The organism is Ferruginibacter albus, from assembly GCF_020042285.1.
Lineage (GTDB): Bacteria > Bacteroidota > Bacteroidia > Chitinophagales > Chitinophagaceae > Ferruginibacter > Ferruginibacter albus.
The window spans coordinates 3,085,376-3,108,147 of sequence record NZ_CP083388.1 but is presented as its reverse complement, the minus strand read 5'-3'; the positions used below and the strand labels follow the sequence as shown (position 1 = coordinate 3,108,147).

Genomic DNA, 22,772 nt, shown 5'->3' with positions numbered 1-22,772 from the left:
TACAATTAATGTGTTTAATAAGTTACATAAACTTTTGCAACATGCAGCCTAAAAAAAATGAACCACAGGAGTTTCCTTCTAAGCCGGGCCCTGAGCTTCCTCCTGATCATATTCCGGAAGAGCCGACTATTCCTAAAGAAGACCCCGATATAATTCCTGATGAAGATCCTTTTAAAACGCCACCAACAGAAATTCCTCCCGCTACACAAGGACCATAAATCAAATAGTACGCCATGCTCAAGTTGTAGAAGATAATTCGCAAAAAAAATATAAAAGCTAAAAAGATAAAGGACGATGTTGTTCATCGTCCTTTTTTTTATCCAAAACAAACACTATGAAACTAGTTTATAAGTTTAATTGTTTCGCCGCTGTTATCAGGTTTTTGAATTTGTAAGAGATACGACCCTTTTCCAATTGTGCCCGGAGAAAGCGATTGCTTAGCAGAACCCCCTGTATACTTTATTTCTTTTGAATAGATCGTCTTGCCGCAAGCATCTGTCAATCTTAATTTATATATTCCTTTTTGCATATTGGAAATTTGTATTTCAGTATTGTTATTGATGATGGGGTTAGGATAGAGGCTGATACTTCCTGTATTATCCGCAGAAACTTTTACAATACTGCTATAGTCAACTGTTCCATTTGATTCTATACTTTTTATACGATAGAAGTTGTTTTTGTCTGTAACTGTTTTATCAATTGTAGCGTAATTAGGAGAAGTTGTGGCATTTATGATAGTTAGGTCCATAAATGTTTTTCCATCTGTAGATTTTTCTACTACGTATTTTGAAACATCTGTCTGGTTTGACATTTGCCAGTTAATAGTATTTCCGGAACTGCTACCTGCAGCTTGCACAGAGACAAATTTTACAGGTAACGTCATTGCAGGTTTAAATATGAGCATAAAACGATTAGCACCGGTAGAGGCAGCTTCTGTCGTTACAGCAAAGTCAACCGATGTGCTATCAATAAGGCTAACAGGTATAGTTGTATGCAGATAATTATCTACTAATGTTCCTTCCAGGTCATTCGATAAATTCTCGGGAATAAAATTAAAATGATAACTGCGTGCAGTTGTTCCTGCTAACTTAATAAATAGTGTGTCGTTTTCCGTTAGTATTGGTCTTCTTTCAATAGAAAGACTTTTATTGTTCCTTATCAATGATACGCCTTCATTAGAGTTAGCTAGTTTAGAAGCATCCTGCCAGTCAACATCCGGGCTGAAAGAATTATTGAATTGAGCTAATGTTGCATCTACCAATGAATCTTCTGACAAAGAAAAATTTACACGTAAAGCTGCTGTTGCATTTGCCGGTCTGAATACCAATGGTGTATTGGTAGTAGATTTGGCACTTTCAGTAAAAGTTACCGATGCAGGAGCAGAAGCAATGCTTTGCACATAAAATGCTTGTCCTGATTGTATTACTTTGGTTTGTGCACTTGCGGTAATTGTTTTATCGTAAATGCCGTCTTCATCAGCATCATCCATTAAAACGTAAGCACCTGAAACATTGATAGAAGGATCCCAAACATAAAACCTGCGAATGACATTCTTTAAAGTCAGGTTACTAAAATCAACGGGAGAAGCATAAGGATTACCGATCAATGCAAGCTTGCCGGCAACACTGCTGCCTGCAAATACCTGGTTGCCTGTTTGCAGGTTTCCTAAAGCACTTAAGGTGGTAGAACAAACGGGCACTACTGTAAGGGTTGGGTTAGCAACTGTTGCAGGATTTCTATCTCCGCGAACAAATATAAAATACCCGATATTATCTGCACTACCAGTATTAGTAGGAGAGATAGCTGCATTTGTATTTACAATATTACTTAATGCCTGGGTAGCAGTATTAAATGTCTTCATAGAATAATTGGCGTTAATTCCCTGGTCCATTCCTCCATTAACAGTAACAGGAGTAGGCATTGTAATTAAGGTGCCTTTGCCCGAAGTATATACGCCATTATTTTGCCATGAATTATAAATAGTATTAGAGTTGGTAACCGGAGCCGTTAATAAGCGCCATGCTCTTTTGGCAGTAATATATCTTTCAACAGTAGCCTTGCCGGTAATAGTACCTGCAGAATTGCCTACTTTTGCTGTTCCGCTTGCATCACTCTTTAATACTAATGAATCTGAGGTGTTAAATGTGGCGCCGCTGTTTACTGTTAGCGTGCCTGATGAACTGCCTGCTACAATATTTAACCCGTTGCGTAAGGTAACGTTTCCGCCTGTTGCTACAGTTAGATTTTTAAGTGTTTGATTACCCGAATTAAAATATAGGTCACTATTACCTGTTACACCCGATGAACCAACTGTAATATTTGATGTAGATGATCCGATCAATGAGCCGGTAGTTCCGGAACGAGTGATTTTTCCGGCAGTTAATGTGGTGCCCGGTGTTATTGTTACTGCAGCATTTTTTACGTCCAATGTTCCTGCAATAGTTAGATCAGCGTTGGTAGAAGCATTGCTGCGAACAATAAAAGTATGTTCTGTTCTTGTAAAATCAACAGGATAGCTTCCGTTACTTCCATCAGAGTTAACTGTCCAGTTGGAAACAGCATTTAATGTGGTCGTTTTTGAATATAGTGTAGTCGTTGGCGTTACTACTGCTGCGGAGCTTAATAAAGTAGCACATCCGCTGTTGCTGTTATTTATAACGGATACGGTAAAGGTTCCTCCATTAGTAGTAGTAAGCGGGTTAATAGTATATGTTGATGAAGTTGCTCCGGAAATATCTACTCCATTTCTTTTCCATTGATAACTGTTGGCGTTGAATGCAGTTATACTTAACGTTACACTGTTGCCGGTAGCAATTGTTTGTGTAGCAGGTAAAGGTTGTGAAGTAATATATGTATTCAAATAAGCTACCTGGCTTTGAACGCTGCCTGCAGTATTAGTAACCACTACATCGTAAGAAGCTGCATCTGCTGCTACAACATTACTGATAGTATAGGTTGATGAAGTTGCTCCCGAAATAGTAACACCATTTTTTCTCCATTGATACGTAAGCCCTGTTCCTGTTGCAACCACAGTGAATGTTGCATTTTGATTGGAAGAAGGACAAACAACCTGTGATTGAGGATTGGTAGTAATTACAGGGGTTGCTATAAAAAATGCATCTGCATTGTAAGCAACAAATGCCGGATCGCTGGCACCGCCGGGTTTTATTTTTAATGTAGCAACAGTAGAAGCATTTGCTGCAGTGATACCAAACTCAGATAATTTAAAAGCAGTTAGCCTTATTTCTTTTTGATTAGCCGTTGCATTTACACCCGTTATCACAGCTGCATCACAAGTAGCTCCATTTGTTAATGTATACAGATCAGTAGAGTGATTTCCTAAAGAAGGTACTGCTCCCCAGGCTACACCAATAGCGCTCCCCACTCGTGTGCCCGACGCCGTCACAAAATACAAGCTATCAGAGTTGCCACCGGTAGCTGCTATTTGTGAATACAATATATCGGGTTTGGAATCACTGATAGCCGAATTAACGATATTGCTTACGGGAAAACTCATGGATGCATTTACAGGAATATTCGTTACACCACTTCCTATGTTCAAGCCATTGGTTCCATCTGTTAATACATCATTCATACGAACAGAGGGCAATGGATTGGCTGTCCCGTTAGCTACTCCATCATCCGAGGAAGGTAATAAAATAAAAGTGCTGTTGCCTGAAGCAATGGTGCCTCCAATAGAGCTAATCGGCAAAGCTTTAAAAGTGCCGGCAGTATTGGTTACAGAATGTGCTGTTAGTATAGCGTCATTTACACCTGTAGAATACGTTGTACCGCTATATGTAAACGCTAATACGTTATGACTTAAGTTGGGCTGCGTACTACTGTTTGCTGTAGTGGTGGATTTCCAGTAACCGCCAAAGTCGGTGTAGATCTCTGTTATTTGTGCATTTGATTTTATATAAAGCACACTCAACAGAATAATTAATAGAGATACTTGACCTATTGGTGATAGGTGTGTCAGGCTTTTCATAGGTTAACACAGAGATTTTAAATGGTTAAACATTGACTTGTCTGGATATAACGCAGCAAGTTTTTTGTTTGTCGAATAATTACTACGTATAATCGTGCTATTGCCGGAAAAATTGCTATTATTCAAATGGAATTTGATAATTATCAACGATTCTGATCGTATTTATTTTTTTACTGTATTAAAAGGGGAGTAAAATATTTACGCTGATAAATGAAAATAACTTGTTTTTCTTTTTACGTAAATCAATTTCCTTATCTCGCTGAATATAGAATATAGCTGCGCCTACATTTGTACTGCTAACGCTTGATAAAATTAAGTCCGGGGTAAACTAACTACTAATAGTGCAGAGCAGTTGGAACAACTTTAACCCGGCACGAGGTAGCAATTTTTCCAGTTCTTGTTTTAGTTAAGGCTTTCTTATGAAAGCCTTCTTTTTATAAAACAGTGAGGGGGATTATCAATTGTTTAAAAAACTTTCTTCTTTCTTAACAGAGAAATTAAAAGTAGCTCCTTCATCGGGCTTTGCATCTGCCCATATTTTGCCGCCATGTTTATAAATGATGCGCTGTACTAATGATAAGCCAACGCCGGTTCCTTCAAATTCATCATTAGAGTGAAGTCGTTGAAATACGCCGAATAATTTATTGGCATACTTCATATCAAATCCAACACCATTATCTTTTACAGAAAAAATATATTCAGTTTCATGCTCTGTACAACTGATATCGACCCGTGCATTTCCTTTTTTGGAAGAATATTTAACGGCGTTGGAAATTAAATTGAATATTACCTGGTGCATCAAATTATAATCCGCATTAATTACAGGTAGTTTGTTTACGTTAATTTCAGCTTTATGATCAACGGTTTTATTTAGCTCCGCTATTGCCATGTTCACCAGCTCATACATATTAACGGACGTCCTGTTGATCGTTTTTTGTCCCAATCTTGAAAACACTAACAGATCGTCAATCAGCGTTGTCATTCTAACCGTGCTGTTGCTGATATTGTCCATAATGCGCTTACCTTCTTTATCCAGTTGCTTTCCGTAATCTTCATTTAATATTTGTGTATAGCCACTTATGGCACGCAATGGCGCACGCAGATCATGAGAAACAGAATAAGAAAACGATTCCAGTTCTTTATTGGCAAACTCTAACTGTTCCGTACGTTGCTTCACTCTATCATCTAACTCTTTGTATATATATACATTTTCGATTGAAACAGAGGTTATATCCGCCAATGATTGTAGTAATTCCAATTCATCTTTAGTGGTAGCATGTTCAGTGCTCCAATAATTTCCTATAGCTCCAACCGGGTTAACGGTTCTTATCGGCACCATTGCCAAACTTTTTACAAATGTGGGGCGATATGCTTCTACAGGAATGCGTTCATCTTTATAAATATCTTCAATAATGGCAGGCTTACGGTTAAGCATGGCCCAACCGCTTATACAGGCAGACATGGGGAAGCGCTGCCCTTTCCATAAAGGTGCTATCGCATCTTCATCTGCATAATAACATAGATCCCCGTCGCGTAAAATAAAGGTAGCACCATCAGCCCCGGTAAGTTTTCGGGCAGTTTTTCTTACTACTTGCATTATTGTAGTAAGGCTACGGGCCATCGATAATTGCTGAACCGTATCCACTAATAATTTCAATTGTTCGCTTGTCATAAAGAGGTAGTAAACAAATTTACAAAATTATTTCGCCCAATTGTTTTATTTAGCAACAAATAAATATGCTATTTTTTGCATGTATTGGTAGCGTTTTATCGTTCATTAGCAGGTAGTTAGTTAAAAAATTCCTCATACGGCACAAAAATTTCCCGATTTAGAAAGCGCTATTGATCCGCGTACCCTCAATTTTGCGCCATGAAAAAATTCCTATCTGTAGCATTATTGGCAATAACTGTTTTTAGTAATACCAAGGCTCAGCAAAGAACTCCCGCTCAACAACTTATTCTAACCAACGAAGATTCTTTACACGCCGGTAAATCGCAGAATAATAGAACAGTTATATCCGGTTACGGAAGCGCTTCTTATCAAAGAAATTTCAATGCAGGTTTTTCGCAGATGAATTTAGATAGAGCGGTACTTTTTGTCGGTCATCGCTTTAATGAAAAAATAGCTTTCTTTTCTGAACTGGAAGTAGAAGATGCAAAAGTAGATGGCAGTGGAGGTGAGGCCGCAATGGAACAGGCATTTTTAAAATTCAATTTAAACGACAGGCAATATTTAGTAGCGGGTTTATTTATTCCACGTATTGGTATATTAAATGAAAACCATTTGCCGGTAAATTTTAACGGCGTAGAACGCCCGATAGTAGAGCAATTAATTATCCCTGCCACATGGAGGGAATTAGGAGTTGGTTTATACGGATCTTTTAAAAATGCTCCTGTTAATTATACATTGGGCATTTTAAATGGATTAAACAGCGCAGGCTTTGACCATGGTAGCGGTATTCGTGATGGCAGGGCAGAAGGTCGTGATGGTACTGCGAATAATTTAGCACTAACAGGTTCAGTACAATACAAGCCGGGCGATTTTCTATTCCAGGTATCAGGATATGCAGGCGGTACAGTAGGGTTGAATCGCAGAGCTGCTGATAGTTTGAATTTAAACAGCGGAGGTTTTGGTACACCTGTTTATTTAGGAGAAGGCGATATTCAATACAATCATAAAGGCTTCAGTGCAAAAGCATTGTTTGCTTACATCAGTTATCCTGATGCAAATAAAATAAACCTTGCGTATGCAAAAAATTTAGCAACCGGTATGTATGGTACTTATGCAGAAGCTGCTTATGATTGGTTATATAAAAAGAAAAATAAAGGAGAACTGATCTCTTTTGTACGTTATGAAATGCTGGACCTGAACAGTTCTTTAGCTTCGAATTCTATTTACGACGGAACAGAAAAACAATCTCATATAATAGTTGGATTGGGATATTTACCAATACCTAATGTTGTAATTAAAGCTGATGTTCGTTTAATGCATACCGGCCCGCAAAATTCAGCATTGGTAATTAATCCGCCGCCGAATGCATTGCCTTATCAGCAAAACAATCAATTCCTGAATTTAGGAATCGGGTATTCTTTCTAGTATTCACTATTAAAATTAAAATAACTGTATGAAAAAAATAACCTACTTAATAGCCGCAACGGTATTATTGTTAACAGCGTGTAGCAAAGATGATACACCTACACCTGCTGTTGATTTTACACAACAGGAGGATTCTGTTATCAATGACTTTGTAAACAGAACAGCCATCCCACAATACCAAGGCTTAGCTGCTGCAGCAAATGTATTGAACATTGCAGTAGATACATTACATAATAATCCAACTACTATTAATTTACAGGCAGCAAAATTAGCCTGGAAAAACGTTCGTGTAAATTGGGAACAATGTGAAGGTTTCTTGTTTGGGCCCATCGAGGATAATGATTATGATCCTAACACTGATACCTGGCCTACAGACTATACTCAATTAGACTCGATCATAACAAGTAGCAACCCGTTGGAAGTATCAGATATTGCCAACCTGCCGCAATCATTGCGTGGTTATCATCCAATTGAATTCGTTTTATTCGGTAGAGGAAGCGGACGTACCGTTACTAATTTTACAGATACTCCCCGTTTATTAAAATATGCAGTAAGCTTATCAGACGATCTTTATACAAATAATGCATTGCCTTTATTACAAAGCTGGACTGCTGGTGGAGATAACTATGCTCAGAAAATATTAAATCCAAGCAGCAGCAATAATAAATTTAAAACCAAGCAAGATGTGTTTTTAGCAATCATCGGAGCTATGAGCGATATTTGCGGGGAGGTTGGAGAAGGAAAAATGAAAGAACCTTTTGATGCACATGATTCAACCATTACGGAATCTCCTTATTCCAATAATACTACTACTGATTTTAAAAATAATATCATCGGTATTCAAAATGTATACATGGGATTGAATGGTGGTAGAGGTTTGAAAGACCTGGTAGCATTGAAGAATAAAAATTTAGACAATCAAATTCAGGCAAAGATCACAGAGGCGATCAATTCGTTTAATAATATCACCTTGCCATACGAGCAGGCTATCTATACGCAACGCTCATTAGTGCAGCAAACAATGGATAAGTTGGGTGAATTGAAAGTGTTGCTGGATAATGACCTGACCACTTTTGTTACAACATACGTGAAAGACTAATTGGAGAGTAATAAATTGAGAAAATTTTATATCATATTTGGATTAGCATTATTAGTTGGCACATTCTCTATGTGTAACAAAGCCGGCGTTTTTCCCGATGATGGCTACGACAGTCGTTTAAGTGGAGGATCGGCCACTACTTTTGATGAAACTTCCCATGCCTTAAGCAGTGCTATTGATGGCTTAAGCGAACGCGATGCCCGTGTACATGATTTAGGTGATGCTACTTTCTCGCAAACATTTGTAGTGGACTCCCGTCCAAACTTTACGGGATTAGGGCCTGTATTTAACAATGTATCTTGTATCAGCTGTCATCGCCATGATGGTGAAGGAATTCCTACTATGGGATTCAGCAATTCAGGAATGTTATTTCGTATAAGCATTCCCGGTAGTGATGCTCATGGCGGTCCGCTAACACCTGATGGTTTTGGAGGGCAATTGCAGGATCAGCATATTTTTGGCGCTGCCCCCGAAGTAACGTTCAATCCTATTGTGTATGATAATGTAACAGTGACTTATCCGGATGGGAATACAACGACATTAAAGAAACCAACATATAGTATTGCATCGTCTTACATTCCAATGCCTGCGGGTTATATGTTATCACCTCGTTTAGCACCTCCGGTAGTAGGTATGGGCTTGTTGGAGTTGGTACCTGAACAAACTATTCTTTCTTTTCAAGATCCAAATGATGCAAACAATGATGGTATACGTGGCAAAGCAAACTATGTATATGATGCATATACTCATCAAACTTTAATAGGAAGATTTGGCTGGAAAGCAAATACAGCCACATTGCTTACGCAGGTAGCTACCGCTTACCAGCAGGATATGGGAATTACCAGTTATGTGCAACCGGTTGAAAGCGCATTTGGGCAAACGCAAATGAATGCCGTGCCCAAAGAACTTCCCATGGAAATAGTGGACAGTCTCTTAAATTATACAGTTTTTTATGTAAAGACATTGGCTGTGCCGGCAAGACGAAATGTTACAGATGATGATATAAAACGCGGAGAATATTTATTTAACCAGGTTAATTGTTCCGGTTGTCATCGTCCCACTATGCAAACAGAAATTAATCAATCATTGGCACAATTATCTAACCAACGCATACATCCGTATACAGATCTATTAGTGCATGATATGGGACCCGGGCTAGCTGATAATCGCCCTGATTTTTTAGCAGGTGGACAAGACTGGCGTACAGCACCACTTTGGGGAGTTGGCCTGCTGGATAAAGCAAATGGTATTCCTTATTTTTTACATGATGGGCGTGCTACAACTATTGAAGAAGCTATACTGTGGCATGATGGAGAAGCGAAACAATCCAGAGATCAGTTTATGCAATTGAATAAAGACGATCGCAACAGGATAATCAAATTTGTTGAATCATTATAAAAGTAAAAAAGCGTAAGAACAACGTCTTACGCTTCTCGATACTTGTAAAAGTATCGACTGCTTGATTACCAAAGCCAAAATAGTATAAAAGCAAATTGACAATAATGGGAAATTTCCCATCATAAAAAAGCCGAAGCTAAAACTTCGGCTTTTTTATTTTTTTCTTGTTTAGAGGTAAGCACAATGAAATCTAATAATCAAAAAGGTTTTTCTAGGTTATAATGCATTATATGTAGCTATCATTGTTTTGGAATGCAAAGATGCTTTAGGTTGAGTTATTGATATGTAAGAAGATGGGATATTTTTGTGTAAGAAATTTTCTACACAAACTATTTTATAGATAAAGAAAGTGAGAGAGTACTTAAAGTGTGGCAAGCTTTCTTCTGATAGCTTCTAATGCAAGCCCAACGCGGCTTTGCACTTGCAGCTTTTCAAATAATGTTTCCCGTGTTTTGTCAACAGCTCTTTCCGTAATGTTCATGATGCCTGCAATTTGCTTATACGTCATATCGCTGCAGGCAAGTTGCAAAAATTCTTTTTCCTTTTCAGTAAAAGAAATGTTTTCAGTTTCGTTGGCAGACGTTAATAAACGGCGATAATTAATGTTGGCTATATCACCATTATAATAGCCTTGTGTGTTGATCTCATTTAAGGCTTTTTCCAATTCGTTGGGATGTGTATCTTTTAAAAGATAGGCGCAACATCCTGCTTTGATCATATCTATAATGGTTCTGTCATTATCATTCATTGACAATGCTACCAGTTTCATTGCGGGATAATTGACGTGCAGCCACTGTGCTGTTTCAATGCCATTCATTATCGGCATATTCACATCAATTAATATAATATCCGGTGTACTGTTTTTGGCAAGCAGCTTTTCCTGCAGGTCTTTTCCATTCAACGCTTCTACTACCACTTCATATGTGCTTATTCCATCTAATAAAACACTTAAGGATTTTAAAAATAATTGATGATCATCTACAAGTCCGATAGCTATTTTTCTCATGACTGAATTGGTAATTGTATGTTTATGGTTGTTCCTGCATCCATTTCAGATTTCCACGTTACGGTGCCTTTTAATAAATGAGTGCGGTGTTCAATATTGCGTAAACCCATTCCTTTTGATTGAAGGCTGGTGTCAAACCCCTTTCCATCATCTTCAATGGTAATGAATAATAAAAAAGATCTTTCAGTAATTGTAATGCCGATAGAATTAGAGCGTCCGTGCTTTATGGCGTTTTGAACAGCTTCCTGTACAATTCGGAATAAGATGATCTGTTCATCTGCTTTTAACGGAAGCGAGGAAGGGTGAATGAATTTTATTTTAAGTTCGCCGGCTATATTAATGCGATTGATCTCATTGGTTAAATTGTCGATAAAATTAAATTGCTGTAACCATTCTTTATCCAGTGATTTTGAAAGAGAACGTAATTCATGAATGGCTTTGGCCAATGTTTCATCAGCTATCAACAGGCTTTCGGGTGGATCGCTCAATTTTCTTTCGGTAATCCCTATCAGCATTTTAGTGCTGCTTAATAGCTGCCCGATATTATCATGCAGCTCTTTACTTAATTCAGAAAATGTTGCTTCCTGCACTTCGATCTGTGATCGCATCAATTGTTTTTCAAACTCTTCATTCATAGCCTCAATTTCTAAAAAGTGTTTTTGTTGTCTTCTCTTATAGTTAATGATCACCCAAATAATAACAATTGCCAATATTGCAAACAACAGACATCCTAGGAGGATTGTAATGAGTATTTCTGTATCGGTTTTGAACATAGCATGCCAATAATAATGAGAAGATAGTACAAATAGTTAAGATTATTATTGAGTAGCTGATAAAGGTTCACTGCCAAATTAAAATTGTGTTTCATCAAATAATTAAAAAAACCATTTAAAGAAAAAAGAACGGAATAGAAAAATAAGGTAGAGATGCTGATCCAAAAAATAGGACGACGCAAAAGAGGTGTACGATCGCGTACATCCAATTGAAATAAAGCAATAAGAGAATTAATAATTAATAGAACGCCGATGATGTTTAACTGTACACCGGGAAATACTTTAAAACTTTCCTGTGAAAAGGAGATCGCCAAAGTAGCAATGGTAAAAAGGGGAATTGAAATGCGGATGCTGTTGCGAATTTTTCCTTTTGGTACAGCTAAAGAAAAATAATAGGCAAATAGTCCATAATAAACGGGAGCAAAAAAATGGTAAATGAAATAAAAATTCTTTCCTACTTTTTTATACTCCAGCACTTCAAATAATAATTCTTCGGACAGGGAGGTAATTAATAAAATAGCAAACACAAGCAGCCGCCTATCATGTTTTATCCTGATCACAGAAAGGATGCAGGCCGTAAACAATATGATATAATAAATGATCAAACTCAGTTTCATAACAGGTACTGCTTGTGTTAAAAAAAAGAAATCTCATAAGTTCTTTCGGATCAAATGGGGCGAAACTAAAGCGATTTAAAGAACCGCTCAAAATCGAATCCTGCAGGTAAGCTGGCTTTTAAAAACTTTTTAGCTGTTGCCTGCGTGCTTGTATGCGCCCATTCGGCAGCAACAAACTTTCCATCTGTAAATCCTTTGGTTAATGGATTCCAACCCAGACTCATTTTGTTTTCATCTACTGCCAATGCTGCCAGAGATTGTGTCCCGTCCGGTTTTAAATACCTGGAGAAGGTTATCCCTGTACATTCATCAAACGACAGTAAAAATAACAATAATTGTTTGCTGAAGTAAACGGCAGCTAGGTCTTCAGATGTATCGCTTGCCTGTTCAAGATAAGCTACTACACCTTTCTGATAAACATCAGAAGTAATGGGCATGCCGCCGGTAGTGTCTGGGTCCAGCATGTAGGTAATCATTCCTGTTGGCTCATCGCCTACTGTGTACTCTGTTTTTCCCGCAAAGGAGATTTGATTTGGAACACTCATGGTTTAGTATTTGTTTTTGAGGTTAAAGATTTTACAAGATGAAAATAAAACATAAAAAGCAATAGGGGAAATTTCCCCGCTACATTGAGAAATTCCCCACCGGTAATAAGTGGTGATCGATCTATGTTTACAACGGTAAGGTATATACGAAAATACTTTAGTAGGCGCCCGTTTATATCTTTTCCCTGTGGGCTACTTAGGGTCCGAATACCGCTCCGGTTCTTTTTTTAAAAGACCGGAGATTTTTTTATGTAGAGGAGTTAGTGAATTAAAGATTAGTAAACAGTTCTCCCATTTCGGTTTCCAATGCCGAACATATTTTCCATAATGAACGTATGGTTAGGTTGGTTTTTCCTTTTTCTATCCTTGATAAAGTGCCTTTTGGGAAACCGCATTTATGCGAAAGAGCCGATTGGGTCATGTTTTTGTCTTTCCGAATATTTTTTATTCTTAATCCCAATGTAATTAATAAGGTATGCTCTGCTGTCACTATCTATTTTTGCAAACAAATTTAGAGGAAGCAGGAGGAGTCGAGATAGAATAATCCCGACAAGCCGTGTAGTAAACTTACTACAAAACTCTTTTAATAGGGGAGTAATATATCTATTTTAGAACCCTGTCCCGGAGTGCTTTTAATATTGATATTGCCATTAAAAGATTCTATTCTGTTGATGATATTTGAAATGCCGATACCATCTCTTTTCTTTTTAACATCAAAACCTTTTCCATCATCGGTTACATTGATCTCAATATTTTCTTTATTGATACTTAAAGACACAGATATGTTTTTGGCATCGGCATGTTTAACGATATTGTTTAATTGTTCCTGTATGATGCGATATATATTCAGCTTAAGATCGTCTTCAATTTCTTCCGTAAGCTTATAGCTTAAATTGGTTTTGGTAGATGTGTTGCTTGATATATTACTAAGAAGCGCCACAATCAAATCTTTTAAATTGATGTTTTTTAAAGGCGTAACATATCTTCTTGTCAATTGTCTTATTTCAGCAATAGAGCTTTCTATTAATTCGATCGGGTATTTTACCAGCTCTTTTACAATATCATTACTCTTACCTGCAATATCCAAATACAATTTAGAGCTTACCAATATCTGGTTCACATTATCATGTAATTCCTGTCCTATATGATTTCTTTCTTTTTCCTGCGCTTTTATAATAGCTCTTGAAATTCTTTTTTGTTCCTGTATTTGTTGCTTCAATATTTCCTGCTCCATCTGGTGCAGTATCTGTTCCGATTTTTTTCGTTCTGTAATATCACGTATGGCAACAATGATCAGCTGTCCTTCTGATGTTTCTAAAGGATTCACTCTTATTTCAACAGGGAAAGTTCGTCCTTCTTTTTTTCTGCAATAAAACTCCCAGGCGCCTTTAGGTTGTTTCTTCTGTAATTTTTTAAGATGACTTACATTACGTAAAGAATACGCCTCATCAAATTCATTATCTATTAACACCTCTAATGGCTTGCTGGCTACTTCTTCTCTTGTATAACCAAATAATTCTTCTGTTTGTGCATTAATTAAAAGTATCGTTCCTTTTTCATTTACAATAACCATTGCATCGGGAGCGCTTTCCAAGAGGTTCCTGAATTTTTCTTCGCTTTGTATCAGCTTTTTTAAAGCCTTTTCTTTCTCTCTTTCTGCCTGTTCCTGCTTTAATGCACTTGTTATGGCAGAAGGCAAACGTATCAACCTGTCTTTTAAAATATAATCATTCGCACCATGTTTGATGATGTCCACCGCAAACTCTTCCGATATGGAACCGGTAACCATTATAAAAGGGGTGTACAAAGAACGTTGGCGTATTAATTTCAACGCTTCGGTCGCATCAAACTGCGGCAAGGAATTATCTGCAAGGATAACATCAGGATCCTCTTCATTGAGTGCAGAAACATATTCCTGCCTGCTTTGTGCTATGATAAATTCACAAACAAGATTTTCTTTTTTCAACGAACGCTGAACCATTTCTGCATCCAGCATACTATCTTCCAGTATTAATATTTTTAGCAACTTACTCATTTGTTGATTTTAGGAATGGGCTGTTCATTTAATAATAGCCAATAATAGCCTAGGTTCCGGATAGCTTCTGCAAAACGCTCAAAGTTAACGGGCTTAACGATATAACTGTTAGCGCCTAATTCATAACATCGTTTTATATCCGGATCTTCTTTTGATGATGTTAAGATGATGACGGGCATTGCCTGTGTACGTTCATCCGACTTGATCTTTTGTAATACTTCAATGCCATTTACTTTAGGCATCTGAATATCCAACAGTACCATTTTGGGCGAATTGGTTATTTGCCGTTTGCCTTCAAATTTGCCGGTGCAAAAAATAAAGTCTATTGCCTCCTCCCCATCTTTAGCATGGTAAAGGTTGTTGGCCATGTTGTGCTTTTTTAATTCACGAATGGTTAATTCGGCATCGTGGATGCTGTCTTCCACTAATAGCAGTTCTACGGAATTTGGATTCATAAATTTTATTTTAATGGTTTTTAATTCGGTAAACTAAAATAAAACGTAGCCCCTTTGTCAAGGGCTGCCTCTACCCATACTTTGCCCCCATGTTTACTGATCACCTTTTCAACAATGGCCAAACCTACGCCCGTTCCTTCAAATTCATCGGTTGTGTGTAACCGTTGAAATACTTTGAACAACTTGTTCTTATATTTTTCATCAAATCCCACACCATTATCTCTTATAAAAAAAGCAATTTGCTCATCTTGCAAAAAAGAGCCGATCTCGATATGGGGTATTGGTTTTGTGGAAGAGTATTTAATGGCATTAGAGACCAGGTTTACCCATACCTGCCGCAATGAATTTATATCCGCATTTATTTTTGGCAACGAATGAATGACCCATTCTATCTTTTTATTTTCCGATTTCATTTCCAGCTCAGCAACAATTTCATGTACTAACAAATCAGAGTCGATATTGGTTTTAATGATTCCCTGCCTGCCTGTTCTTGAAAAAGATAGAAGGTCATCTATCAATAAACCCATTTTAGTGGTATTTGTTTTAATGATAGAAGTGATCCTTTTTGCTTCGTCATCTAATTTGTTGGCGTAATCTTCCTCCAGTATTGTAGAAAAGCCAATGATACTTCGTAAGGGTGCACGCAGATCGTGAGAAATAGAATAGGAAAAAGATTCCATGTCTTTATTGGCTGTTTCCAGCTCAATGGTTCGTTCATATACTTTTTGTTCAAGATTTTGTGCAAAGTCGCTTAGCAGTTGATTTTGCTCTTGAATTTTTTGCAGCATGCTATTGAAATTATCCGTTAAAGAACCCAACTCGTCTTCACTTATTTTGGTTGCCCGAAACGAATAATTTCCTTTTTCTGTGATCTTTTTAACGGTTTCCGATAACAGCTTGACCGGCGTTGAAACACTTTTTTGTAAAACCCTTGCCAGCAAATAAGCTAATGAAAAAGAAAGCAAAACCACAAATAGTATAACAATACCATACAATTGCAGGCGGGTATAGATCCCTTTTAGATCAGAACGCAGATATAATGTTCCTAGTTTTTTATTTCCTTGCAGTACAGGCTCAAATCCCTCGATAGAATTTGAAGTAAAATGAATGCCTTCTGTACCGGGTTTTAAGGGTAAAGGATCACTGTTAGTAATGGAAAATTTTGCAAATACTACCTCATTTTTATACAAAACACCGGCGGTAATATGAGATTCTTCTTTAAGCCCGTTAAGAATTTCTGTGGCTGTTTGTGCATCGTCAAAAGCAAGTGCAGCCGAGCTATTCGAAGCGATCATCTTGCCAATAGTAATTAACTTTTCAGTGTTGGATTTTTTGAATACATATAGTTCAAATGCTAAAAAAGAGATGCCCATCACAATTAATATAATGAGGCTGATGAGGAAATTTATCCTCATTAACTTCTTTTGTATGGGCAAATTTTTAAATAGCATCTTCTATTATTTTTCCGGCTCATAAATTTCAACCAACCTCAACAATTTTGAACTCATGGTAAGATTGGCTGCTTTTACAGCTTCAAGGTTCACCTGCAATTGTATCTTATCATTCTTAATTATGAAATGCACCATTCCTCCAGAAGGCAGAATAGCAGCATCATCGCTAACTGTAAGAATATTTTTTCCTTTTAAACTGGCGATGGCCTGTTGTAATTTTTTTTTGTCCTGTACATTTATAAATAATACATGGCATGCTCCAATGTCATCTGTGCTGGTAAAATGCCTGATCACTAGTGGATGTCCATTTGCTTTTTCACCTTCTATTGTTTGTTCCAGGTAAGATCCAAAAGGGTCTGTTCCTAAAATACCGATGACAATGTTTGAGTGTGATGATGTAAAGGAAGCAGGAGGCCAATCAACAAACTGGGTAAAGTTGAACAGGAACACAGCTTTTACCTGGAACTCTCTGCTTTGCTCTGTTTTGGCCAATGAATAGAAGTCGCTGCACATTAATAAAATCAATGTGCACAATACTTTATACGATATGTTTTTTAAAGCCTGCATGTAAGTTTACCGTAAACCGACCGGGGAATTTGTGATTGTCCCCCGTATTCAACATGTTCCGCCTGTGATAAATTTTGTCCTATCACTGCCAACTCAATATTTTTATAAGTCCACGAAATGTTTACATCATACGTGAAATATTTGGCAGTAGCGGGTTTCGGACGACTACCGGAATAACGAATAGTGGTGTTAAACCGGAAGTTCTTCGGTAAATCAAGCATTGACTGCAAAGATATAATGTGTTGCGGATCATTTGCCAAATCAGCATAATTGTTATATACGTGACCGGGTTTGATCCACATGTTTACTAAGCAATAAGAATAGCCGCCACGTAATTTCCATATAGTAAACGGCTGATATAATCCTGAAAGTTCAATACCTCTTGAGTCCGCTTCTGTTCCATTCTGTATCTGGTATGTAAGCGTATTAGGTATTGCCTCTACACTGTATATGTTATAATACTGGTTATAAAAAGTTGCCAGCGATAAAGACAATTTTGAACACGGTTGTACCCGGTAACCTAACTCATATGCAATTACAGATTCTGATTTGAAATTAGGACCTCCGGCAACATTAGGAGTATCGGGAGACATTACCCTGTAAGCAGGTAAGTAATAATCTTTATCAATTCGGCTTGGCGCACGTATAGCTCTTGAACATGCTGCCCAAACTGTATTTTGATCGTTGGGAGTCCATGCTAAACGGGCGCTGGGTTGTACTTCCCATTGTGTATAATTATTGTTTTGCAATTTTGCACCTACTGTTACCTTAACGTCATGCGCCACTGAAATTTCATCCTGCACAAAACTGCTGAACAAATACATGTCTTTTATTTCAGGTAAAAAGGCAAGGAACGTTGTACTGTGCTCACTTTCATTGTGCATATAACGATATCCTAATCCCCATACCAAACTGTTTGTTTTATTTAAATTGAAATTATGTTGCACATCCAGGTCGTATGTTTCCAGTTTATCACTAATGGTGCTTGGAATATCATGTCGCCAGGTACGATCATAATACGCCTGTATGATCAGTTGTGAGCTATCCGAAAATTGATGCGCCCATTGCCCTTCTATATTTTGCCCGGTGAAAGAAGATTTTGAAGGAGCTGTTTGTTCATCACTTCCATAAAGATTGCCCTGCAACATAAAAATGTTTTTTGCAGAAGATGTCCAATCCAATCTAAATCCGCCCTGCGTTAAAAACCATGCATCGTTATTTACAGTATTATTGGTTGAACGCATGGTAGCGCCATAATCATTGCGCTGCAGGTATGCTTTGTAATAAAAAATCTTTCCCGCTTTTCCGCCGTAACGTATAGATGCTTCATTTTTTAAAAAATCGCCCATGCCAACAGATGCATACAATCCTTGTGTATCGGTTGCTTTTTTATTAATAATATTAATAACGCCATTTACTGCATTTGCGCCCCATATGGTGCCTCCCGGACCGCTTATAATTTCAATACGATCTACATCTTCCAGTAAAACAGATTGTGCATCCCAAAAAACACCCGCAAAAAGTGGAGAATATACGACCCTGCCATCTATCATTACTAATAATTTATTAGAGAAAGCTGCATTAAAACCTCTTGCACTTATGATCCATGCATAAGCGCTTATTTGTGCTACTTCTAAATTGGGAGAAAGTCGCAATGCATCCGGAAGATTGGTAACGCCCGAGCGTCGAATGTCTTCTTGTGTAATAACCTGTATGGCTGATGCAACTTCTGCAAGCTTTTCTGCTTTTTTGGAAACAGTAGTCACTTCTATATTCATTAATTCTTCCAGGCTTAGATCTTTCAGCTTCTTAACAGAGTTGTCAGCTACTTGTGCGGTAATGCTGTTACAGCATAATAGACCAACAGTTATTGCTAGAATAAATATATGGCACTGGCAGGATCGTTGATTTTCTCTACAGGTCATATAGTAATAGTTTTAGTCTTGGTGGTAAGGCTTTTAGCCTTATTTACTCACTTATGCCGTAATTAAATGCTGCTGTATTGCAAGATAACTAAAGATGTTTTAAAAAGCAACATTCTTTTGCTGCAACAGCAATTATTCAGTTGTGTAAAATAGGCTATTGCTAACCGTTAGTAACAGGAAAGTCTTTAAAGGAAATTTCTTAAAACTGTAAAATGATCAAATGTTGTAAGATGTAGCCAATTCTTTTAATTCCAGGATATTTGAAATATTCAGCTTCTCAAATAACCTTGCTTTGTAAGTACCTACAGTAGATACCTGTAAACTAAGTGCTTTTGATATATCACTTATGCCGTTACCGGCTAATAGTAAAGATACGATTTCAAATTCTCTTTTAGAAAGTCCGTCAAAAGGGTTTGATTTTCTATCTGCAACAGATTCTTCTGCCAATAAATTAGCCAAGGATTCACTGATATATCTTCTTCCGTTAATAGTTAAGTTAATGGCTTTTGCTATCTCATCTGCAGAGGCATCTTTAGAAAGAAAACCTTTAGCGCCTGCTTTTAAAAAACGTTTTGCATAAATGTTTTCTGCACTCATTGAAAACATTAAAATATTAGTGCCGGGATATTGCGTACAGATGTATTCTACCAACCCCAAAGAATCTGTATTAGGCATTTGAACGTCCATTAAGACCAGGTCGAAACTGTTTTTCTTTAATTTAGCAACAGCTTCGTCACCGCCCGGCGCTTCTTCTATTTCAGCCGGCTTAAACATTGTTAGAAGTAATGATCTGATACCGGACCTAACCACTTGATGATCATCTACAAGCAAAAACTTTTTCATCTTTTATAGAGTATAACGTTAATAAAAGTAATAATTTTTCTACATAAAACATATGGATTGCATGTATTGGCATAAATAATTTTCGCAGCACCTTTGTACAGCTAATAGCAATGCAATAAGATAGAGCAGTGCCACAAGAACGTATTCGTATCCATATCAGCAGTGCATACTTGCTGGCCTGAGCTTACCTCGGAAATCACTATAAATGCTGGTTGCGCTGGATTTTTGTTCAGCGCAATTTTGCATACAAAGCGGTTTTTTCAACAGTTTAGTGTTTAAACTTTAATGCATTGAGAAAAAACGATATGTATGAAACCGATGTTTGCATGTTTATTGACAGCTATTATATATAAATTAAAGTCCAAGCAATACTATTAATTGTTTAAAACAAAATCCTATGAGCGAAAGTGAGCTGAGCGAGTTTTATGCTAAAATGAATAAGCGCTCCGACAAGTTAGTGAACTATTATGTAATTAGCCTTTTCTTTATTGGCTTATTGCTCTCCTTCTTCTTTAATACCTGGCCAATTGGCATTTTTATTGGGGGCATTTCATTAATAGCTTATTATTCTGCAAGATATTTTCTGGTGCAAAATAATCTATGTAGATATGTGCTGAGCGTTATATTCGGCGTTTTCACTATTCAGTTCTTATACCAGATGAATGGAATGATCGAAATGTATTTCTTCGCTTTTATCGGAAGCATCGTTTTGATCTGGTATCGCAATTGGAAACTTCAAATACCATTAGCAATTGTAATGGTGTTGAATAATATTGTTTTAAGTAAGATAGAATTTTCGGGTTGGAAGTATTATTTCGCTCATCCTAAGTATGCAGTATTGCAAACCTATGGTCATACAGCTTTATCTATAGCAGTATTTTGCTTTAGCGGTATTCTTGCACATCAATTTAAAAAATCTGCACAGAAAAAAATACAACAGGGAGTTGAGATCGGTAAAAACATAGAAGCCGAAGAACAAAGTGAAGTATTGATTGCAATGAGCCAAAGTTTAAAAGCAGCAAACGAACATTTGACCAAGGCGCATAATGAATTAAAAAAGCTGTTTGAAAATATAGAAGAAGCATTTTTTTCTTTTTCTGTTGATTATATAGAAGATAAGCCTTGCTTTACGGCTTTGCAGATGTCGCCGGCATGTACCAAAATATATGGTTACGAACCGCAGGATTTTGTAAGCAATTCAAGATTATGGCAGGTGGTGATCGTGAAAGAACACCAGGGGATTATTGAAAAGAATATTTCAAAGTTATTGATCGGTAAATCGCTTTCACTTGAATATAAGATCATTCATACCGATAAAACAATACGCTGGGTTCAAACAAAGATCAATCCTACCTTAAATAAAGATAGAGTGCTGGTACGCATCGATGGTATTACTACTGATATCACCGAAAAGAAACTGGTGGAAGAGTCGCTACAAAAATCAGAAGCCAACCTGCGCAATATTTTTGAAAACACAAGTATTGCATATGTTTTGATCAATGCGGATCTAAGCATTCTGTCATTTAACCAGCAAGCAGCAAAAATTGTTACCGATAATAATATTGGTGATCGTACATTAATGGAAGGTGAAAATATTTTGAATTACTTCCAGGAAGAAAGAAAAGCCTTAATGAAAGCCAGGATGGAAAATGTTTTGGCGGGTAATAATATCTCTTATGAAATAAATTATGAAGATAGGGAAGGAGATATGAAATGGTATTCTATTCAGCTGTTTAAAATTGCCGGTAATAATAATGAAGCGCTGGCAATTAATATGTCCATCACCGATATTACAGAAAGAAAGAATGCCGAGATGGAATTAAAAAAACGTTATGAAAAAATAGCTGCACAGGAAAAACTGATGAAGGGCGCAGAGAAGCTGGCGCATTTCGGAAGCTGGCAAAATAATTTTTTAACAAACGAAGTAACCTGGTCTGACGAAGCCTTCCGTGTTTACGGATATGAACCCAATGAACTACCGCCAACGTATAGCCTTTTTATCAAGCACGTTCATCCGGATGATGTACAATATGTAAATAAAACAATGGAGGATGCGGTAAAATATCATGATACGCAGGAGCTTAGTTTTCGCATAATAGATACTAATAACGCTGTTAAATATATACAGGCCGCTTTAATTATTGAAAGAGACGAACAGGGAAATGTAGTGCATGTGCTTGGGTTTAAGCAGGATATTACAGATAAAGTAATGTTGGAAGAACGTTTGCAGGAAGAAAGAAAGCAACAACAAAAGCAGATAACCGAAGCCGTTATTACCGCCCAGGAAAAAGAACATGTTTTCTTAGGAGAAGAATTGCATGATAACATTAATCCTACATTGGCAACAGTAAAATTATATTTAAGTTCCTTAAACAGCGGGGAAATATTCCGTAAAGACCTTGTGGTAGATAGTATTGGCTTTTTAAATATGGCAATGGATGAAATTCGCTCTTTGTCTAAATCGTTAGTGCCGCCGTCTTTAAAAGCCATAGGTTTGTTAGACGCATTGAATGATTTTATTTCCAGCATTAATAAGGTAAACGATATTTCATTCCGGATGAATTGTAATAGTATAAATGATGAACTGCTGGACGAAAAGCTTACTTTGGCTATTTTTAGAATTGTGCAGGAGCAGGTAAATAATATTCTTAAACATGCGCAGGCAGATAAAGTAACCATCACCATTTACCAGGATATAGATAAGTTGCAGCTAATTGTGGAAGATAATGGTGTAGGTTTTGATACTACGCAAAAAAGTAAAGGAGTAGGATTGCAGAACATTGTAAGTCGGGCAGATCTGTTCAATGGAAATGTTGCGATAAAATCTAGTCCGGGCAAAGGTTGCAAGCTTACAGTAGATTTTAAAATACCTAAACAATTCATTAACGAAAGAAAGAACAGCGCTGCATAATTTATTGGCTATGTTGTAAGTGTTGTATAAAATCACTCTATGTTTAGGTAGAATAAAAT

18 protein-coding genes are annotated in these 22,772 nt (G+C 37.1%); 5 read left to right on the top strand and 13 right to left on the bottom strand.

The window, feature by feature from the left end:
* Positions 1–41 precede the first annotated feature (41 nt).
* A complete protein-coding gene (locus tag K9M53_RS13285; RefSeq protein ID WP_224015675.1) occupies positions 42–218 on the top strand; it encodes a hypothetical protein in 177 nt (58 codons plus the stop codon).
* 122 nt (positions 219–340) lie between these two features.
* Here the strand turns inward: K9M53_RS13285 and K9M53_RS13280 are convergent, their stop codons facing one another.
* Together K9M53_RS13280 and K9M53_RS13275 are read right to left on the bottom strand one after the other, a co-directional pair.
* Positions 341–3,991, bottom strand: coding sequence for an immunoglobulin domain-containing protein (locus K9M53_RS13280; protein WP_224015673.1), 3,651 nt, complete (start codon positions 3,989–3,991; stop codon positions 341–343).
* 457 nt (positions 3,992–4,448) lie between these two features.
* On the bottom strand, positions 4,449–5,663 hold the full coding sequence (locus K9M53_RS13275; RefSeq protein ID WP_224015670.1) for a sensor histidine kinase: 1,215 nt from the start codon (positions 5,661–5,663) through the stop codon (positions 4,449–4,451).
* 198 nt (positions 5,664–5,861) lie between these two features.
* Between K9M53_RS13275 and K9M53_RS13270 the strand changes: the two genes are divergently transcribed.
* The 3 genes from K9M53_RS13270 to K9M53_RS13260 are packed head-to-tail and all read left to right on the top strand — an operon-like array spanning position 5,862 to position 9,585.
* On the top strand, positions 5,862–7,088 hold the full coding sequence (locus tag K9M53_RS13270) for a hypothetical protein (protein WP_224015668.1): 1,227 nt from the start codon (positions 5,862–5,864) through the stop codon (positions 7,086–7,088).
* A gap of 28 nt (positions 7,089–7,116) precedes the next feature.
* Complete coding sequence (locus K9M53_RS13265) at positions 7,117–8,187, top strand: imelysin family protein (protein ID WP_224015665.1); 1,071 nt, start codon at positions 7,117–7,119, stop codon at positions 8,185–8,187.
* Positions 8,188–8,202: 15 nt separating this feature from the next.
* Positions 8,203–9,585, top strand: coding sequence for a di-heme oxidoreductase family protein (locus K9M53_RS13260; RefSeq protein WP_224015662.1), 1,383 nt, complete (start codon positions 8,203–8,205; stop codon positions 9,583–9,585).
* Between the two features lie 361 nt (positions 9,586–9,946).
* Here the strand turns inward: K9M53_RS13260 and K9M53_RS13255 are convergent, their stop codons facing one another.
* From K9M53_RS13255 to K9M53_RS13205, 11 genes are all read right to left on the bottom strand, one after another.
* The gene (locus K9M53_RS13255) at positions 9,947–10,591 is read right to left on the bottom strand and encodes a response regulator transcription factor (protein WP_224015660.1); all 645 of its coding nucleotides are present in this window, start codon (positions 10,589–10,591) and stop codon (positions 9,947–9,949) included.
* Positions 10,588–11,364, bottom strand: coding sequence for a sensor histidine kinase (locus tag K9M53_RS13250; RefSeq protein WP_224015658.1), 777 nt, complete (start codon positions 11,362–11,364; stop codon positions 10,588–10,590). The genes K9M53_RS13255 and K9M53_RS13250 overlap by 4 nt, the downstream gene beginning before the upstream one ends.
* Complete coding sequence (locus K9M53_RS13245) at positions 11,322–11,981, bottom strand: hypothetical protein (RefSeq protein ID WP_224015656.1); 660 nt, start codon at positions 11,979–11,981, stop codon at positions 11,322–11,324. Before K9M53_RS13245 ends, K9M53_RS13250 begins: the two co-directional genes overlap by 43 nt.
* Positions 11,982–12,046: 65 nt before the next feature.
* The gene (locus K9M53_RS13240; protein ID WP_224015653.1) at positions 12,047–12,526 is read right to left on the bottom strand and encodes a hypothetical protein; all 480 of its coding nucleotides are present in this window, start codon (positions 12,524–12,526) and stop codon (positions 12,047–12,049) included.
* Between the two features lie 268 nt (positions 12,527–12,794).
* Positions 12,795–13,016 carry a helix-turn-helix domain-containing protein gene (locus K9M53_RS13235; protein ID WP_224015651.1) on the bottom strand — a complete coding sequence of 74 codons (222 nt, stop codon included), beginning with the start codon at positions 13,014–13,016 and terminating at the stop codon, positions 12,795–12,797.
* Positions 13,017–13,109: 93 nt separating this feature from the next.
* Positions 13,110–14,561 carry a PAS domain S-box protein gene (locus K9M53_RS13230; protein ID WP_224015649.1) on the bottom strand — a complete coding sequence of 484 codons (1,452 nt, stop codon included), beginning with the start codon at positions 14,559–14,561 and terminating at the stop codon, positions 13,110–13,112.
* Positions 14,558–15,016: a response regulator gene (locus K9M53_RS13225; protein WP_224015647.1), complete on the bottom strand. Its 459-nt coding sequence runs from the start codon at positions 15,014–15,016 to the stop codon at positions 14,558–14,560. Before K9M53_RS13225 ends, K9M53_RS13230 begins: the two co-directional genes overlap by 4 nt.
* Positions 15,017–15,036: 20 nt before the next feature.
* Positions 15,037–16,431: an ATP-binding protein gene (locus K9M53_RS13220; RefSeq protein WP_224015644.1), complete on the bottom strand. Its 1,395-nt coding sequence runs from the start codon at positions 16,429–16,431 to the stop codon at positions 15,037–15,039.
* 42 nt (positions 16,432–16,473) lie between these two features.
* Positions 16,474–17,034, bottom strand: a complete 561-nt coding sequence (locus tag K9M53_RS13215) for a YfiR family protein (RefSeq protein WP_224015642.1) — start codon at positions 17,032–17,034, stop codon at positions 16,474–16,476.
* Positions 17,022–18,959, bottom strand: coding sequence for a TonB-dependent receptor plug domain-containing protein (locus tag K9M53_RS13210; RefSeq protein ID WP_224015640.1), 1,938 nt, complete (start codon positions 18,957–18,959; stop codon positions 17,022–17,024). The genes K9M53_RS13215 and K9M53_RS13210 overlap by 13 nt, the downstream gene beginning before the upstream one ends.
* A gap of 216 nt (positions 18,960–19,175) precedes the next feature.
* Positions 19,176–19,802, bottom strand: a complete 627-nt coding sequence (locus K9M53_RS13205; protein WP_224015638.1) for a response regulator — start codon at positions 19,800–19,802, stop codon at positions 19,176–19,178.
* 397 nt (positions 19,803–20,199) lie between these two features.
* Here K9M53_RS13205 and K9M53_RS13200 point away from each other — a divergent pair, with 397 nt between their 5' ends.
* Positions 20,200–22,713, top strand: coding sequence for a PAS domain-containing protein (locus K9M53_RS13200; protein ID WP_224015636.1), 2,514 nt, complete (start codon positions 20,200–20,202; stop codon positions 22,711–22,713).
* Positions 22,714–22,772 lie beyond the last annotated feature (59 nt).

What these genes read in the sequence shown, in the direction of transcription:
- K9M53_RS13285 (WP_224015675.1), top strand. Translation starts at nt 42, where the DNA reads ATGCAGCCTAAAAAAAATGAACCACAGGAGTTTCCTTCTAAGCCGGGC.
- K9M53_RS13280 (WP_224015673.1), bottom strand. Translation starts at nt 3,991, where the DNA reads ATGAAAAGCCTGACACACCTATCACCAATAGGTCAAGTATCTCTATTA.
- K9M53_RS13275 (WP_224015670.1), bottom strand. Translation starts at nt 5,663, where the DNA reads ATGACAAGCGAACAATTGAAATTATTAGTGGATACGGTTCAGCAATTA.
- K9M53_RS13270 (WP_224015668.1), top strand. Translation starts at nt 5,862, where the DNA reads ATGAAAAAATTCCTATCTGTAGCATTATTGGCAATAACTGTTTTTAGT.
- K9M53_RS13265 (WP_224015665.1), top strand. Translation starts at nt 7,117, where the DNA reads ATGAAAAAAATAACCTACTTAATAGCCGCAACGGTATTATTGTTAACA.
- K9M53_RS13255 (WP_224015660.1), bottom strand. Translation starts at nt 10,591, where the DNA reads ATGAGAAAAATAGCTATCGGACTTGTAGATGATCATCAATTATTTTTA.
- K9M53_RS13250 (WP_224015658.1), bottom strand. Translation starts at nt 11,364, where the DNA reads ATGTTCAAAACCGATACAGAAATACTCATTACAATCCTCCTAGGATGT.
- K9M53_RS13245 (WP_224015656.1), bottom strand. Translation starts at nt 11,981, where the DNA reads ATGAAACTGAGTTTGATCATTTATTATATCATATTGTTTACGGCCTGC.
- K9M53_RS13240 (WP_224015653.1), bottom strand. Translation starts at nt 12,526, where the DNA reads ATGAGTGTTCCAAATCAAATCTCCTTTGCGGGAAAAACAGAGTACACA.
- K9M53_RS13230 (WP_224015649.1), bottom strand. Translation starts at nt 14,561, where the DNA reads ATGAGTAAGTTGCTAAAAATATTAATACTGGAAGATAGTATGCTGGAT.
- K9M53_RS13225 (WP_224015647.1), bottom strand. Translation starts at nt 15,016, where the DNA reads ATGAATCCAAATTCCGTAGAACTGCTATTAGTGGAAGACAGCATCCAC.
- K9M53_RS13220 (WP_224015644.1), bottom strand. Translation starts at nt 16,431, where the DNA reads ATGAGGATAAATTTCCTCATCAGCCTCATTATATTAATTGTGATGGGC.
- K9M53_RS13215 (WP_224015642.1), bottom strand. Translation starts at nt 17,034, where the DNA reads ATGCAGGCTTTAAAAAACATATCGTATAAAGTATTGTGCACATTGATT.
- K9M53_RS13210 (WP_224015640.1), bottom strand. Translation starts at nt 18,959, where the DNA reads ATGACCTGTAGAGAAAATCAACGATCCTGCCAGTGCCATATATTTATT.
- K9M53_RS13205 (WP_224015638.1), bottom strand. Translation starts at nt 19,802, where the DNA reads ATGAAAAAGTTTTTGCTTGTAGATGATCATCAAGTGGTTAGGTCCGGT.
- K9M53_RS13200 (WP_224015636.1), top strand. Translation starts at nt 20,200, where the DNA reads ATGAGCGAAAGTGAGCTGAGCGAGTTTTATGCTAAAATGAATAAGCGC.